The following is a 15162-nucleotide window of genomic DNA, read 5'->3' as shown; positions in this document are numbered from 1 at the left end:
TTATTACCAGAAAATTCCAGGACGTGCGGTTTCTTGGACACGCGGCTTTGCGTGGTCCGGGTTCTTTGCAATGTATTCGTCGAAGTCGGCGCGGAACTTTGTGCTGTAGGAAGCTACAGGGCCGCCCAGAGAGATGGACAGCGGACAAATGGTCACGCCACCGAAACCACCGGTAAGGCTCTGCATCAGTTCCACATCGCCGTCGTGACCGTTGCCAGCAACGATCTGGTTCAGCATGCGGTGCAGAAGACCGGTACCTTCGCGGCACGGGGTGCACTGGCCACAGGATTCGTGGCTGTAGAAATTACCCAATACATTCAACAGGTCAACCATGTTATGAGTGTCGTTAATGACGATCATAGCACCGGAACCGAACATGGTCTTCATGGAAGCCAGGCATTCGTAATCCATGGTTGCAACCGCAGCTTCTTCTGCAGTCAGAGGAGCGCAAGAAGAACCACCGGGCAGCACAGCCTTCAGCTTGCCACCGACCACGCCACCAGCATATTCGTTGATCATGGTCATCATGGGAGTGCCCAGAGGAGCTTCGTACACGCCCGGATTCTTGACGTCACCGGAAATGCAGAACACCTTGGTACCACCTGCACGGGGAGTACCCATCTTGGCGTATTCGCTGGGGTCGTGCTTCAGGATCCAGGGGAGAGCCATAATGGTTTCTACGTTGTTCACGCAGGTGGGGCTCTTCCATGCACCGCTAACAGCCGGGAAAGGCGGCTTCAGGCGGGGCTGACCCTTCTGGCCTTCGAGAGAGTTAATGAGTGCGGTTTCTTCACCGCAAATGTAGGCGCCAGCACCGCGATGTACGAAGATATCGAAGCTGAACTTGGTTCCGCAGATATTTTCGCCAAGGTAGCCAGCGGCATAAGCCTGGTTCAGAGCCTTGTTGAGGCTTTCGATGCAGGGCAGGAATTCGCCACGGCAGTAGATGTATGCTGCACGGGAACCCAGAGCCCAGGCGGCGATGATAAGGCCTTCGATAAGACGGTGGGGATCTTCCAACATGAGGAAGTGATCCTTGAAGGTACCGCCTTCGCCTTCGTCAGCGTTCACCACGATGTACACGGGCTTGCCGGTTCCGCGGGGCACGAAACTCCACTTCATACCGGTGGGGAAGCCTGCACCGCCACGGCCACGCAGATTGGTGCGCTGCACGTAGTCGATGAGCTCGAACTGGCTCATATTGAACAAGCGTTCGGAAATATTTTCGTAGCCGCCCAGCTTCTTGTAGACTTCAATGTCCTGGGCGCCCTTGCCGAAGTTTTCAGTACAAACTTTTACGCATTCTGCCATAATTATACCTTCTTCTCTTCAACCGGTTCCGGCTTTTGAGTGGTAACAGCAACAGCGGAAGGCTTAGCCACGCGTTCGCCAGAGGTAGCGATCATGCGATATTCATCGCCAACCTTACCAGCGGCATCCACGAAAGCCTTGTCCTTAACGCCGGGTTCGCCAACGACGACCCAATCATTGCCAGACTTCTTTTCAACCACGATCTTGGTGAATTCCGGAGCACCCTTCCAAGTGAGGGTAGCACCAGCTGCATCGGCTTCAGCCTTGACGCAGAGAACGGGGCTGGGAGGAGCATAGTCATTGACCTGGGGCTTGGCAGTTGCGCCAGGAGCGCCCGGATGACCGCAATGACCCTTAACAACACCGCCCAGCACGTCGTGCTTGGGAACGTTGTCTGCATGAGCCTTGCACCATTCGACGATACGGTCAATGCTTTCTTCAGTGAGAGTAGTGCCGCGCTTCATCTTCAGCTGACCGTCAACAACGTCGGTAGCGAAGTCATCGTTCACCAGCATCATGGGGCCGTTGCCGCAAGAGCCCAGGCATTCAACCTGGAGAATGGTGAAGAGGCCATCGGGAGTGGTTTCGCCGGACTTGATGCCAAGCTTATTCTCGATGTACTTGATGAGGGGCTGTGCACCCTTGATAGCGCAGCTGATGTTGCGGCAGAACTGCAACATGAACTTGCCCTTGGGAGCATGGTTATACATGGTATAGAAAGTGGCGACGCCAAGAGCATGAGCCGGAGCGCAACCGCAAACGTTAGCAGCCCAGCGGATACCTTCGGTGGGAACCCAGCCGAACACGCCCTGCACAAGCCACAGCACTTCGAGAAGTGCGCCCTGCCCTTCAGGGTAACGGCTCAGCAAGTCAGCGCAACGTTCCTTGATTTCGGGAGTGGAGAGCTTTTCCAGCACTTCCTTGGGATTGGGCTGTTCCTGAATCTTGTTCACGTGGCCAAAGGTCTGCGCCGGATCCGGCATAGCACCAATAGGCTGTTCCGGACGATCGAACTTCAGATTGTTGTTTGCAACAAAATGAACTGCACCTTTAATATGTTCACTCATCGGTCAAGTTCTCCTGCAATCATGTTGAGGCCAGGCAAGGTAGCCATAGAGTCGGCCAAGGTAAGACCTTCAACCAGGAAGTTGAAAGCGGAAACGTGAGCGAGACTGGGGGAACGAACCTTGATGCGGTACGGGTGGCCGGAACCATCGGCAATGATGGTGAAGCCAAGTTCGCCGTTAGCGCATTCACTACCGCAGTAGTATTCGCCCTCGGGCACGCGGATGCCTTCGTAAACGCTCTTGAAACGGCCGATGAGGCCTTCCATATCCTGGTAAGCCATCTTGTGAGACGGCACGCGAATACGAGGATCGACAATGTCAACAGGACCCGGAGCGAGACGCTTCAGAGCCTGACGTACAATCTTAACGGATTCTTCGATTTCGTAGAGACGAACCTGGAGACGGTCGTTTGCGTCACCATTGGTGCCAACCACAACGTCCCAGTCATAGGTTTCGTAATCGTAGTAAGGTTCATCCTTACGCAGGTCGCTTTCTACGCCGGTAGCACGGAGCACGGGGCCGGTCCAGCCGTAGCTGATAGCGTCTTCCTTGGAAATCTTGGCAACGCCAACGGTACGATCCAGGAAGATACGGTTACGGTCCAAGCAGGCGTGAAGATCCTTGAGAGCCTTTTCAACAGAGTTGCAGGCTGCCAGGACATCACCTTCGAAACCGCTATAGGTGTCGCGATACAGACCACCGATACGGGCAAAGCTATTGGTCAGACGAGCGCCAGTGAGCTTTTCCCAAATCAGCATAATTTCTTCGCGGGGGTTAAATGCGTACATGAACGGAGTGGTACCACCCAAGTCCTGGAATGCAGCGGCCACGCAAATGAAGTGGTCGTTGATTCGGCTTAATTCGTTCACAATAACGCGGAGGACCTTGTTGCGTTCAGTGATTTCGATGCCGAACATATTTTCGACGGCACGGCAGAACGCAATGTTGTTCATCATTGCAGAGCAGTAGTTCAAGCGGTCAGTGTAGGGAATCACCTGCTGCCAGGTGCCGCGTTCAACCATCTTTTCGAAACCGCGGTGCATAAAGCCAATTTCGCTAACGCCGGCAACGATAGTTTCGCCGTCGAGAGCGGTAAGCAAGCGTACGCAGTGGTGGGTAGCCGGATGAGTGGGACCCACGTTCAGGGACATGAGGCTCAGCTTTTCGCCATTCGGATCTAATACGATCATTGTCTGCTCCCTTCAAGATATTCTTCGTCCACAGGATTGATTTCCTCGGAGCGTTCGATCACCTTGTAACCCTTGGATTCAAGGCGCTTTTCAAGTTCGGGCATCAGGTAGTCGCTAGTGGAAAGCCACTGGCGCTTCTGGGCCGGGTAATCCTTACGGAGAGGATTGCCCACAAATTCAACATGGTTCAACAGGCGGCGGAGGTCCGGGTGACCTTCGAACACAATTCCGAACTGGTCGAAGACTTCGCGTTCCAGCCAATCAGCGCTCTTGTACAGGTCGGTGATGGTGGGGACCTTCAGGTCGGCTTCGCTGACCAGCACCTTAAGACGGATGCGACGACCGGCAACCTTGGTGCTCTTGAAGCTGTAGCTCACTGCAAAGCGAGGACCTTCGTGATTGGGGTAAGTCAGATAGTCGATGCCGGCTTCGTCCAGCAGCATATCCAACTGGGTAGAACTATCGTTCTTCAGGAACTCCACTGCATTGTGGAGGTATTCCTTAGGAATCACCACACAGGCGTCCCACTTGGCCAGAGGTTCGCGCTTGCCGCCGAACTTCTCTTCCAGGAGGGAAACGGTCTTTTCAGCAAAATCCATTTTTACTCCTTCCAGAACTGTGCTTTCTTAATAAGTTTCTGTTCTTTTTCGACCAGGAAATCCTTGGCGGCGGCGACCTTTTCGGCAGCCATGGCCTTAGCCTCGGCCTTGCATTCGGCGGTCTTCACCTTGATCATTTCAAGCTGATCCTTGACGCGTTCCGCACGCTGCTTCATGAAGGATTCGTCCTTGATCTTGTTCTGCAGGTCGAACATGGCGTCGAAGAATGCTTCGGGACGGCTGGGGCAGCCACCGATATAGACGTCGACGGGGATGATATGGTCGATACCCGGAACGGTGCAGTAGCAGTCATAGAAACCGCCGGAGCTTGCGCAGGCGCCCATGGCGATCACCCACTTGGGTTCTGCCATCTGTTCGTACATGCGCTGCAGGATCGGAGCCTGCTTGTATGTAATAGTACCTGACACAAGCAGCACATCGGACTGACGCGGCGTAAAACGCACGTATTCAGAACCGATACGGGAAAGGTCATAACGACCCACTTCCGTACTCATGAATTCGATTGCACAGCAAGCCGTACCATAGGGGAACGGCCACAGAGAATTAGTACGGCCCCAGTTGACCAGGAAGTCAAGGGAGGACGTAATGAAATTCGGCTTATCTGCCTCATTTTTCATAGGAGCTTACCTCATTAAATGCCGGCGCAAAGGTAGAAATTTTTGGGGACACCCCAAAGCCCCCATGCCCCCGGAGCCCTCCAAAACACCCCTATACGGCACTTAAACCGTCAAAATTCCACCACCAGCCCAATATTTTTTTACAAACAAACGTAAAATTTGACTTTTATCCTTCTTTTTAGGTATATATTAGTATGTGTGATAAAAAACAACATTTAACACGGTCCCGATGGTTTTGCTCAATTTTTGCTTGCACTAAGCACCGCGGATTTTTAAATTTGGCTCGGTTTTGTCTTTAAGACATACAACCGATTAGCTCTTTTTGAGGAAAATTATGGACTTTAGGCTTTGCAGCGACGAATACAAGAGGTTTAGGGAAGGTCTTCTCAGCCCCATTACTGCCCCTGAGGTCCTTTTATCGCAGATATCCCGCATGATCGAGCCCATCGCAAGGGTTCTGAACGTCGGTTTCATGGAGTGTGGCCTTATAGCCCCGGTTTCCACCTTCGCCCAGTCCGGCGTCGACGGTAAAATGCTCATTTACCATGACAAGGAAAAGCTCCCCACCCTCCCGACCTGCTCAGACATCGCCGAAGTGATGTCTACAGCCGAAAGCGGCACTTTTACTTTTAACGCCCATCCCGTTGACGGTCATGACTTTACAGATCAGGAAAGGGATGCTTTGCAGCTCATCTGCTACGACTGTTTCATCTTGGGCGGACGCGCCCGCCTCATGGGCATGGCAGAACGCGCCAGGACAATCGACTACATGACCGGTGCCGACAACCAGCCCGGCCTCATGAATTTCGTGGGCAGACTGATCAGCCAGAAGAATTTCGTCGGACACACAGGCATCTTCACCAACCTGAAGAATTTTAAGTACATTAACAAGTCTATGAGTCCCCAGGTCGGCGATATCGCCATGAAGGCCTACGTGAACGCCGCCAAGGCCGTTCTCGGCCCCGATGAAATCATATCCCGTCTCGGTGGCGACAATTTCTTCTTCCTGGTCCGAAACGAACATACCGAAGAGATTATCAAGAAATTCTCTTGCCTGGATGTCACCCTGAGCCAGGGTCCCAAGCCCCTCAATTTCAAGATTTCTGCCCGTATGGGCGTCTACGTGGTTCGCGAACAGGACACCGTTTCCGAACTGATGAACTGCAGTTCCATCGCCCTGAATACCGCCAAGAACGTCAAGACCACCGACATTATCCGTTTCAACAACGAAATGCTGGTCGACGCCCTGCACCAGAGAGAAATTTCCAGCGAATTCCAGAACGCCCTCAAGAGCAAGGAATTCATGGTCTATTATCAGCCCAAGGTCGACCTGATTACCAAGCAGTTGTGCGGTTCCGAAGCGCTGGTCCGCTGGCTCCGCCACAGGACTGTAGTCCCCCCTGCAGATTTCCTGCCCATCCTGGAACGTGAAGGAACCGTCTGTCAGCTGGATTTCTACGTATTTGAATGCGTCTGCAGCGACATCCGTAAGTGGGTAAACTCCGGCATCGAACCGGTCCGTACTTCAGTGAACTTCTCCAAGTTGCACCTGAAGAACCCCAATTTCTCGGAAGATTTCTTCGCCATCATGAACAAGTACGAAGTCGAAAGCAAGTACTTGGAAGTGGAACTGACCGAAGTGTCCGACTATGATGATTTCGTAGCCATGCAGAAGTTCATTGGCGCCATGCGCAGCCACGGAATTTCCGTTTCCATCGACGATTTCGGCACCGGATATTCCACCCTGAATGTCATCAAGAACTTCGACTTCAACGTGGTCAAGCTGGACAAATCCCTGTTGGACAACATCGGAAAGGCCGGTTCCCAGGACGAAATCGTGCTGAAGAACGTGGTCAACATGGCCAAGGAAATGGACAAGGAAGTCATTGCCGAAGGCGTGGAAAATGAAGAACAGGCCAAGTTCCTCCACGACGTGAACTGCCGCCACGTACAGGGATTCCTCTTCGACAAGCCTCTGAGCCGTGACGACTTCGAGAAGCGCCTTACCGGCGAAAAGATGTACTAATAAGGGTTAACGAAGACAAATCCGTCTAACTTTTATAAGGGCCCCCGATTATCGGGGGCTTTTTTATTTGTGCGCCTCGGCACATGTTCTCAAAAACTTTCTCATATTTTAAATATTTTATGCTATATTATAGTTGTGGAAAAATTTGTTGACATCTATCAGTTTACGCACTTTCGCAAGTATCTAGAAGAATACCAGGCCGCCCGCGCACAGCAGGAGCCCGGTTTTACCCGCACCGAAATTTGCAACCTGCTGGGCATGGAAAAGAGCCGCAGCTACTTCGCCGATGTTCTCAGAGGCAAGAAAGTTAGCCCCCGCATGGTGACCAAGTTCATCGAAGTCCTGGGCCTCGAAAAGAAAGAAGCAAGATACTTCGAGACCATGGTCCAGGTGGATCAGGCCAAGAACGACACCATCCGCAAGGCCGCCATGGAAGAACTGCTGCGTCAACACCCCAACCCGCAGCACATCATCAACACAGACGCCTACGAATATTACAACCACTGGTATCATAGCGCCCTGTTCGCCATTCTGGACGCCATGGATGTGGGCGACGATATGGCCCCGGTGCAGAAGCGAATTTTCCCAAAGGTTCCCCTGGGCAAGCTGAGCGACAGCCTGGAACTTTTGCAGCGTCTGGGTCTCGCCCGCAAGAACGAGGAAGGTTTCTGGAAACCCACCCGGGAGTCCATTTCCAGCGGACCTTACAACAACGCGGAACTGATCAAGCAGTATCAGTTGCAATGCTTTGAACTTTCCAAGCAGGCCCTGATTACGCCGCCCAAGTCCCCCACTGTCATGAGTACCATGACCTTCAGCATTTCAAGCGAAGCCTACAAGGACCTGGAAGCCGCCGTGCAGGAATTCAAGGCCAAGGCACGACGCATCATCGGCGAAGACAAGGCCAAGGCCGACAGCGTCTATCAACTGAACTTACACCTGTTTTCTAACCTGGATCCGGAGGGCAAGTAATGAAATTACGAATTATGAATTACGAATTACGAAAGATTCGTGGTTTCGTTGCAAGCATGAGCATCGCGGGCTTGGGTTTCGCAGGGCTTATGAACCTCGCAGGCTGTAGCGAAGGCGGCACCACCGCAGGCGTTTTGACCGAGACTGAATCCGGACAGACGGCAAGCCTTACGGTCTTGGTTTCTGACGAAAGCAATAGCGCTAGATCAGTCAAACTTGCACTCACAAGAACCATCGACAATAGAACCTCTGTCATCGATTCTGCGATTGCCGATAGCAGTATGAAGGCAACCTTTGAAAAGGTGCCCTACAACGATTTCAGCATCGTAGCAACAGCCTACGACAAAGATAATGCCATCGTATCCAACAACGTGGTCTCCAGCGAAAGTTTCGCCAAGGACCATCTGTTGACCGACTCGGGTTTCGTCAAGAATTCTATCAAGATGAACCTTCGCAGCCCAGCACTTCTTCTGGTAAGAAACGACATTGCAGAACTCCAGCTGGGCGACTCCCTTTGCATTTCAAGAACACTTTCTTGTGGCATTTATGACGAATCCGCCAAGAACGCAGGCTACATAACCATAGGCAATGTACCTTCCAGCGTAAATTACAATCAAATTGAAATCGTCAATGCAAAAGGTACGCAAGCTCATCCCATTGACTGGTACGTAGACTCCGCCGACACGCTCCATGTCACGCACCAGGGAGTCACAAAGACCAACGAGATTCTTGAGTTTTCGATCCCAAAGGTTTCGTATCTAGACAGTCTCGGCGACAAGACTTTGGACTCCCTGCTGGTTCCCTTTAAAACGAAAGGTCAAAATCGGGAATCCTTCCAGGACGAAAACTGGAACGGACTTCCGCAAATAGCCTTTGTAACAGGAGGAAATCTCCTCAACTGGGTAACCCTCCCGCCCATGGGTTCCTCCATCCAAGTTTCTCGGGGCATTACGGCGATTGACGACTACGAAACCGTAGGCGCAAGCAGGGTCTTCGCATTCCATGCATCAGTAAACGCCGGCGACACTGCATGGCGTAAAGGCAATATCTTTAAAGACAGCAGTTTTGTCCTTAGTTTTTGGACAACACTGGATAGCGCCAAAAGCGACGCCATCATCACAGCAATCAAGGATGGCATTGGCTTTGAAATCCGCCGTTGCGATTCCAGTCCTAACGCAGTCTGCACAAAGATTTACAACGGCATCGACACCGCAGCCACCGACACGGTCGAATACGGCAAGACCAAGCTCTTTGACGGAAAGGTCCATCATTATTCCCTCGCCATCCACAAAAGACACCTGAGCATCGTCATTGACGGAAACGTCGTCCGCAGCACCGATTTAAAGCTAAGCAAGCACTTCTACGAAGTAACAGACATAAATGTTGGCACGGACATCGAAAATTTGTTGCTCTACTCCTTCGGGGACTTTATACGCAAGCAGGAAGACAAAGGCTGGAACCGCATGAACGCCTGGCTCCAGGCCTTCTATGAACTGCAAAAGGAAAACCTGTAAGGCTCACTTTTACAGAACAAGAGCTTAGAGTACCCCACAAGGCGTCGCGAAACTAAAACGCGATGCCTTTCCATTACCCTGTATTCGCCACCTTTTTTCAACAAAAACAACTTTTTAATCTATCATACCCACACCGCATTTTTTATATTGAGTTAGTATGAAGAAACTCGTCCACGACAAGACCAAGTGCTTGAAGTGCGCCGGCTGCGTCGGCGTATGTTCCAAGATGGCCCTAGACATGTACGGTCTGGATTTGCAGATCGATTACGAAAAGTGCGTCCGCTGCGGACTTTGCACCAACACCTGCCCCGTAGGAGCCCTCAAGATCATGGAGGTGGACAATGCTTGATAACAAGTATGACGTAGTGGTGATTGGCGCAGGCCCCGGTGGTTCTGTAGCCGCCCGCAATGTAGCCAAGGCAGGCCTCAAGACCTTGCTCCTTGAAAAGCGTGAACGCATCGGCTACCCTGTACGCTGCGGTGAAGCCAGCACCAGCATGAAGGACCTGCAGACTTACGGCCCCATCGACGAAGACTGCATCGAAACCATTATCAACGGTCTTTATATCTACGGCCCCAACGGCGTGAACATCGAAGTGCCCAAGCCGGCTACTGGCATCATGCTGAACCGCGAAAAGTTTGACCCGTGGCTGGCCAAACTTGCAGCCGACGACGGTGCCGAAGTTGTTACCTGCGCCCGCGCTGAATTTGTAAGCGACGTTGAATCCGCAGGCAATGACGGCTACCGCAGGGTCCGTGTCGTGTTGGGCAAGGGCAACGGCGACGGATCTGTCACCGCCGAATCAACTCAGGAAATTTTGGCCAAGATGGTCATCGCCGCCGACGGTGTCGAAAGCCGTATCGGCCGCATGGTCGGACTGGACTGCATCCAGAAGCCGGGCATGACTTGCAACGGTATCGACTTCCATGTGAAGGGTATGCTGACCCGCCCCGACTACCTGACCTTCTGGCAGGGCCATGATTTTATCAATGACGGTTACATCTGGAGCTTCCCCAAGCAGAAGTCCAACATGACCAAGTTTGGCGCAGGCTTCCTGATTCCCCACAAGAACGAAACCATTTACGACGTAACCCTGGAATGGCTGCACAAGCTGTTCCCCGGCGCAGAAATTGACCATGTGGTCGGCGGCGTAATTCCCGTTTCCAGCGTCTTGAAGGACTATACCCTGGACCGCTTCGCCCTGGTGGGCGACGCCGCCCATCATACCAATCCGCTTACGGGCGGCGGCATTGCGGCAGCAATGCGCGCGGGCCGATTCTGCGCCCAGACCGTGGTTGAAGCATTCAAGGAAGACAATCTTTCCAAGCAGTTCCTGAAGACTTACGAAAAGCGCTGCTACGACTACTTTGGCAAGATGCACGACTTCGAATACAAGTTCCGCAGATTCCTGCTGGAACTGAACCGCGAAGACCAGGTTGGGCTCTACAAGGTGCTGCAGGGCTTCGCCTTGAGCGGCTACAAGAAGTCCGCCTTCCTGAAAACTCCCATCCAGACAGCCAAATATCTCTACAAGTTTACCAAATTCAAGGCCTAAACCCCTGAATATTGTCAAAAAGACTAAGGTTTCCGCAATAGCGGGAACCTTTTTTTTGATGGATTAAGTTATATCTATTATACTAAGAAGGATTTTTATGAAAAAAGGTTTCACTCTTATTGAAGTTATGGTGGTAATCGTAATCCTCGGCGTTCTTGCAGCCGTAGGTACCCCCAAACTGTTCAACTCCATAGCCAAGGCCAAGGCAAGTGAAGTTCCCGTAGCCGCCTCTGGTTACGTCAAGCTCCAGGACATCTACCTGGCAGAAAACTCAGCCCTAGGCAACTGGAAAACTATCGGCTACATCGCCCCCGGGAACGGTTCCACAGAAAATTTCTGCTACAGCCAGGGAGCCATTACCGATGAAAAGATTTCTCGGGAAGGACTGAGCGCAAGTCTTATCGGATGGGGAGCCACCAACCTGGTTGCGCTTAACGAATGCGGTATGCGAAGCTGGTGGTCTATCGAGATGACCCCTTCCAGCCAAAATTCTGTCAGTTTCAACTACAATCTCAGCTATGAGCCCTGTCTCGCATTTACCTCTAACTGGCAAATCGGCAACACTCTAATCGGAGACTGCGCGAACGCCACGCAAATTTCTGCTAGCGGTAGCGATGATAACAACTTCACCGATAAGACAGATGACGGTGCAGACGGCAAAACCGACAATAAAACCGACAACAACACAAATACAAATACAGGCAATCAATCATCCGACAAACAAGCATTGGATGCAGCCCGTAAAGCCTACACTTCTTGCACCCACTGTTCTAATGAAGAGAAAGAACGTCTGAAGGAAGCCTGGGACAACGCCAAGGAGAAATGCAAAGCCTCCTACGGCAACGCATCCTGCAGCTAAAAGAATTTTAAAACAACTGATCCACTTTCGTCTTGGCAAGCGTTCTATTATAGATGATACGCTTGCCTTTTACGTTGTCAGAAACGCAGACGTGGTCCTTGGGCGGTTTCAGCAGCGAAGTCACAAGGTGAGCCGCCACCGTCTCGGCGTGTACCGGTCTAAAGAAGCTGGGCACCAGCATAGGATTCTTGCCAAAGAGTTTCTGCATCAGTTCTTCACCGATTCGACGGTCCTTGTGCTTACCCAACAGCAAGGACGGACGGACCAGGGTCAGTGTTTCGAAGTTCATCATGGTCAGACCGTCTTCCAGCATACCCTTCAGTCGATTATAGAAGAAGGGGGAATGGGAATCTGCCCCCATGGCACTAACGCAAAGGAAGTTCTTGACCCCCGCCCTTTTGGCGATGGCCGCACAGGTCAAGGGCAAACGGGTATCGATACGTTCCTGTTCCGCCTTGGATCCCGCCTGTTTGATGGTCGTCCCCAGACAGCAGATTACGGCTTCACAGCCTAAAAATCCGGCGAGTAATTTCTTATTTCCTTCACCGTCTGCGGCAAGTTTCCCGAAGTCCACCACCTCAAAATCCAATTTTGACGCACCCTGTAAAATACCCATAGACGTAAGGTCAGGCGCGCCATCTGTTCCAGGTATCGTACGTACAGGGCAATAAACCCGTACAACCTGGTCTAGGCGGGACAGAAGTTTGACCACATTTTTACCAATAAGGCCTGTAGATCCAAGAACTGCAACTTTCATGGCTATAAAATAAAAAAGCTAGTTGTGATTTATCCAACAAAAAAACCTTTTATAATCCCCTATGCCTTTATATAATCCCCATTTTTTTCTAAACTTCATGTAAGAAAATTTTAACCACAAACCCATAGGGATGTCTTATGGCAAAAGCAACTAAGAAAGTAGAAGCCCCCGTGCTCGGCACCGATGCGGAATCCTTCCGTAAGGCCTTTACCGACCACATTCATCACACCTTGGCCCGTAACAGCGTTACTGTTACCGACCACGAAAAGTTCCTGGCAGTGGCATACGCCGTCCGTGACCGTCTGGTAGACCGCTGGATCAAGACCCAGGAAACCTACTACGAAAAGGACGTGAAGCGCGTCTACTATCTGTCTCTGGAATTTTTGATCGGCCGTACCCTCGGCAACTCCGTTCTGAACCTGGACGTCGAAGGTGCTGTGACCGAAGCTCTCGATGAACTGGGCATGAGCCTGGAAGACCTCCGCGAACAGGAAGTGGACGCAGGTCTCGGTAACGGCGGTCTCGGCCGTCTCGCCGCTTGCTTCCTGGATTCCATGGCAACTCTCGAACTCCCCGCCACCGGTATGGGCATCCGTTATGAATACGGCATGTTCAGCCAGAAGATCGTGAACGGCGAACAGGAAGAACAGCCGGATAACTGGCTGCGTCTCCCCAACCCGTGGGAAATCGCTCGCCCGGCTAACGCAATCAAGGTTCCTTTCTACGGCTACGTCGTTAGCTGGATGGACGAAAAGGGCAAGCTCCGCAACCGTTGGGAAACCAAGGACTACGTCCTGGCCCTCCCCTACGATACTCCGATTCCGGGTTACAAGAACAACACCGTGAACAACCTGCGCCTCTGGAGCGCCAAGTCCACCGACGACTTCGGCCTCTCCTACTTCAACAACGGTGACTACATCGCCGCTGTGCAGGACATGGAACTTTCCGAAACCATTTCCAAGGTTCTCTACCCGAATGACTCCTCCATGAACGGTAAGGAACTGCGCCTCAAGCAGCAGTACTTCCTCTGCTCCGCTTCTCTGCAGGACATCATCAAGCGCTTCAAGAAGCTCCACAACAACGACTGGAAGATGTTCCCCGAAAAGGTGGCTATCCAGCTGAACGACACCCATCCGGCAATCTCCATCGCCGAAATGATGCGCATCCTCCTGGACGAAGAAAACCTGGAATGGGATGAAGCATGGGAAATCGTCACCAAGACTTTCGCATACACCAACCACACCTTGATGCCGGAAGCTCTGGAAAAGTGGCCCGTCAGCCTCTTCGAAAAGCTGCTCCCCCGCCATCTCCAGATCATCTTCGAAATCAACGCCCGCTTCCTGCGCATGGTTTCCCTCAAGTGGCCCGGCGACAACGCACGTCTCGGCCGCATGAGCCTCATCGAAGAAGGTGGCTGCAAGATGATCCGCATGGCATACCTCTCCATCGTAGGTTCCTACGCTGTGAACGGTGTGGCCGCTCTGCACTCCGACCTTCTCAAGACCACCCTGTTCAAGGACTTCTACGAACTGTGGCCTGAAAAGTTCAACAACAAGACTAACGGCGTTACTCCTCGCCGCTGGGTCCGCAAGGCTAACCCGGCTATGTCTGACCTCATCACCTCCAAGATCGGTGACTCCTGGGTTAAGGACCTGGACGATCTGCGCAAGCTGGAAAAGCTGGCCAAGGACGCCAAGTTCCAGAAGGCCTTCATGGACGTGAAGAAGCAGAACAAGGAACGCCTGGCCAAGTACCTGAAGGAAGCACAGGGTGTCGAACTGGATACCAACATGTTCTTCGACGTCCAGGTCAAGCGTATTCACGAATACAAGCGCCAGCTGTTGAACATCCTCCACGCTATCCACCTGTACATCCAGATCAAGGACGGCAAGGAAATCATGCCGCGTACCATCATGATCGGTGGTAAGTCCGCTCCGGGTTACTGGATGGCTAAGCAGATCATCCGTCTTGCAAACGCTGTCGCAGCAATCATCGATGCTGATCCGGCATGTAAGGGCAAGCTGAAGATGGTCTTCCTGGAAAACTACCGCGTTTCCTTCGCAGAAAAGATCATCCCGGCAGCAGACCTGTCCGAACAGATCTCCACTGCAGGTACCGAAGCTTCTGGTACCGGTAACATGAAGTTCGCCCTCAACGGCGCTCTCACCATCGGTACTCTCGATGGCGCTAACGTCGAAATGAAGGAAGAAGTCGGCGACGAAAACATCTTCATCTTCGGTCTCACCGTTGAAGAAGTGACCGACCTTCTCGCTAAGGGCTACCGTCCTCGCGACTTCTACGAATCCGACGACGATCTCCGTCGCGTGATCGACCTGATCGGCTCTGGCTTCTTCAGCCCGGATCGTCCGGACCTGTTCAAGCACATTGCAGACAAGCTCCTGACCCACGACCCGTACATGCTCTGCGCAGACTTCCGTAGCTACGTCGACATGCAGAAGAAGGTCGCAGAAGCTTACCAGGACAAGAAGCACTGGGCAGAAATGGCTATCCTGAACGTGGCTCGCATGGGCAAGTTCAGCTCTGACCGTACCATCGACCAGTACGCTAAGGAAATCTGGAACGCCAAGGCTTGCAGCATCAAGCTGTAATTAGCGTAGAGGATAAAGTTTAAAGGTTAAAGATATTTCTTTACACTTTAAACTTTCCGCTTTA

12 protein-coding genes and 1 pseudogene are annotated in these 15162 nt (G+C 52.2%); 7 read left to right on the top strand and 6 right to left on the bottom strand.

Annotated elements, in window-relative coordinates; genetic code table 11:
- Positions 1-3 precede the first annotated feature (3 nt).
- The 5 genes and pseudogenes from nuoF to BUB94_RS14530 form a co-directional block, all read right to left on the bottom strand.
- Positions 4-1311 carry an NADH-quinone oxidoreductase subunit NuoF gene (gene nuoF / locus BUB94_RS14550; protein WP_073159648.1) on the bottom strand — a complete coding sequence of 436 codons (1308 nt, stop codon included), beginning with the start codon at positions 1309-1311 and terminating at the stop codon, positions 4-6.
- Positions 1312-1313: 2 nt separating this feature from the next.
- Positions 1314-2378, bottom strand: a complete 1065-nt coding sequence (locus tag BUB94_RS14545) for a complex I 24 kDa subunit family protein (RefSeq protein ID WP_073238383.1) — start codon at positions 2376-2378, stop codon at positions 1314-1316.
- Positions 2375-3568: an NADH-quinone oxidoreductase subunit D gene (locus BUB94_RS14540; protein ID WP_073238380.1), complete on the bottom strand. Its 1194-nt coding sequence runs from the start codon at positions 3566-3568 to the stop codon at positions 2375-2377. The genes BUB94_RS14545 and BUB94_RS14540 overlap by 4 nt, the downstream gene beginning before the upstream one ends.
- A complete protein-coding gene (locus tag BUB94_RS14535; protein ID WP_073238377.1) occupies positions 3565-4167 on the bottom strand; it encodes an NADH-quinone oxidoreductase subunit C in 603 nt (200 codons plus the stop codon). The genes BUB94_RS14540 and BUB94_RS14535 overlap by 4 nt, the downstream gene beginning before the upstream one ends.
- Before the next feature lie 137 nt (positions 4168-4304).
- Positions 4305-4805, bottom strand: a pseudogene (locus tag BUB94_RS14530) (NADH-quinone oxidoreductase subunit B); the annotation flags it as partial.
- A 334-nt stretch (positions 4806-5139) separates the two neighbouring features.
- Here BUB94_RS14530 and BUB94_RS14525 point away from each other — a divergent pair.
- The 6 genes from BUB94_RS14525 (at position 5140) to BUB94_RS14500 (ending at position 11732) form a co-directional block, all read left to right on the top strand.
- A complete protein-coding gene (locus BUB94_RS14525) occupies positions 5140-6831 on the top strand; it encodes a GGDEF domain-containing phosphodiesterase (RefSeq protein WP_073238371.1) in 1692 nt (563 codons plus the stop codon).
- Between the two features lie 135 nt (positions 6832-6966).
- Positions 6967-7803, top strand: a complete 837-nt coding sequence (locus tag BUB94_RS14520; RefSeq protein ID WP_073159636.1) for a TIGR02147 family protein — start codon at positions 6967-6969, stop codon at positions 7801-7803.
- Positions 7803-9317: a hypothetical protein gene (locus BUB94_RS14515; protein ID WP_175549742.1), complete on the top strand. Its 1515-nt coding sequence runs from the start codon at positions 7803-7805 to the stop codon at positions 9315-9317. Before BUB94_RS14520 ends, BUB94_RS14515 begins: the two co-directional genes overlap by 1 nt.
- A 157-nt stretch (positions 9318-9474) precedes the next feature.
- Positions 9475-9666: a 4Fe-4S binding protein gene (locus BUB94_RS14510; RefSeq protein ID WP_073159632.1), complete on the top strand. Its 192-nt coding sequence runs from the start codon at positions 9475-9477 to the stop codon at positions 9664-9666.
- Positions 9659-10873 (top strand): NAD(P)/FAD-dependent oxidoreductase, encoded by a 1215-nt coding sequence (locus BUB94_RS14505; RefSeq protein ID WP_073159630.1) that lies wholly within the window; start codon positions 9659-9661, stop codon positions 10871-10873. The genes BUB94_RS14510 and BUB94_RS14505 overlap by 8 nt, the downstream gene beginning before the upstream one ends.
- Positions 10874-10970: 97 nt before the next feature.
- Positions 10971-11732 carry a pilin gene (locus tag BUB94_RS14500; protein ID WP_073159628.1) on the top strand — a complete coding sequence of 254 codons (762 nt, stop codon included), beginning with the start codon at positions 10971-10973 and terminating at the stop codon, positions 11730-11732.
- A gap of 7 nt (positions 11733-11739) precedes the next feature.
- On the opposite strand, the gene BUB94_RS14495 is transcribed toward BUB94_RS14500, so the two are convergent.
- The gene (locus tag BUB94_RS14495) at positions 11740-12489 is read right to left on the bottom strand and encodes a Rossmann-fold NAD(P)-binding domain-containing protein (RefSeq protein ID WP_073238364.1); all 750 of its coding nucleotides are present in this window, start codon (positions 12487-12489) and stop codon (positions 11740-11742) included.
- Positions 12490-12626: 137 nt separating this feature from the next.
- Between BUB94_RS14495 and BUB94_RS14490 the strand changes: the two genes are divergently transcribed.
- Positions 12627-15098 carry a glycogen/starch/alpha-glucan phosphorylase gene (locus BUB94_RS14490; RefSeq protein ID WP_073159625.1) on the top strand — a complete coding sequence of 824 codons (2472 nt, stop codon included), beginning with the start codon at positions 12627-12629 and terminating at the stop codon, positions 15096-15098.
- The last annotated feature ends 64 nt before the right edge of the window (positions 15099-15162 follow it).

Source organism: Fibrobacter sp. UWH9, assembly GCF_900129715.1.
GTDB lineage: Bacteria > Fibrobacterota > Fibrobacteria > Fibrobacterales > Fibrobacteraceae > Fibrobacter.
The sequence above is the reverse complement of the archived record's forward strand: the minus strand, read 5'-3'. Positions and strand labels throughout refer to the sequence as shown.